Here is a 1,063-nt window from a genome sequence, read left to right on the forward strand (position 1 = left end):
CGTCCGGGGCGCCCGGCTACGGCCAGCCCAATACACCCCCCGGCGGACCCGGCACACCCCCCGGCCTCCCCAGCTACGGCGCCCCGGGATACGGCCCGCCCAACGCCCCCGCCGGACCCGGCATGCCGGGCGCCCCGGGAGTGCCCGGCGGTTACGGCTACCCCGGTTACCCGCAGGGCTACGGCTGGCCCGGTATGCCGATGGCTCCGCAGAACAACATGGGCACCGTGGCTCTGGTGCTGGGCATCCTGTCCTGCTGCCTCTTCTGCATCTACGGCATCGTCTCCGTGGTCCTGGGTGTCATCGCCGTCGTCCTCGGTGTCAAGGGCAAGAAACGGGCCGACCGGGGCGAGGCCACCAACCGAGGTCAGGCCCAGGCGGGTCTGATCACGGGCATCGTCGGCATCATCCTCGGCCTAGCCGTGATCGCCCTCCTGGGCATCAGCTTCGCGGCCTACGTGCACGAGAAGGACCGTCAGGACTCGGACTCGACCTCGTCCTACAACTCCGCCCCAAGCCTGTCGGCACCGACCTTGATGCAGGACTGACCACAACAGAGGCCCCCGCCGACAAGCCCCCCCCGGAGGCTTCCCTCGCGGAAGCCGCCCCTGACCTTCCACCTGTGCGAGCCCAGCCGCAGCGGAAGCGCTCTCGCCGACATGCGCCCGGCGGCTCGCCCCGCTGAGGTCGCGCCTGGCTCTCCATCAGTGCGAGCCCAGTTGTGGCCGAAGCGCCGTCCCCGACACGCCCCCGAGGCTTCCCTCGCGGAAGCCGCCCCTGACCTTCCACCTGTGCGAGCCCAGTCGCGGCGGAAGCGCCCTCCCCGACATGCGCCCAGCGGCTCGCCGCGCTGAAGCCGCCCCAGGCCTTTCATCCGTGCGAGCCCAGCGGTGGCCGAAGCGCCTTCCCCGATACGCGCCCGAGGCTTCCCTCGCCGAAGGCGCCCCTGGCCCTCCACCAGGGCGAACCCAGCCGTAGCCGAATCGCCCTCGCCGACACGCCCCCGGCGGCTCGCCGCGCGGAAGCCGCCCCCGGCCCTCCACCAGCGCGAGCCCCAACTCCG

Annotated in this window: 1 protein-coding gene; it reads left to right on the forward strand. The window is 72.6% G+C overall.

Annotation, left to right across the window (positions count from 1 at the left end; genetic code table 11):
• Window positions 1-548: DUF4190 domain-containing protein (locus R6V09_RS53740; protein WP_317888639.1), on the forward strand; the 548-nt coding region annotated here is incomplete at its 5' end.
• Window positions 549-1,063: the final 515 nt, after the last annotated feature.

The organism is Streptomyces sp. W16, assembly GCF_033194735.1.
GTDB lineage: Bacteria > Actinomycetota > Actinomycetes > Streptomycetales > Streptomycetaceae > Streptomyces.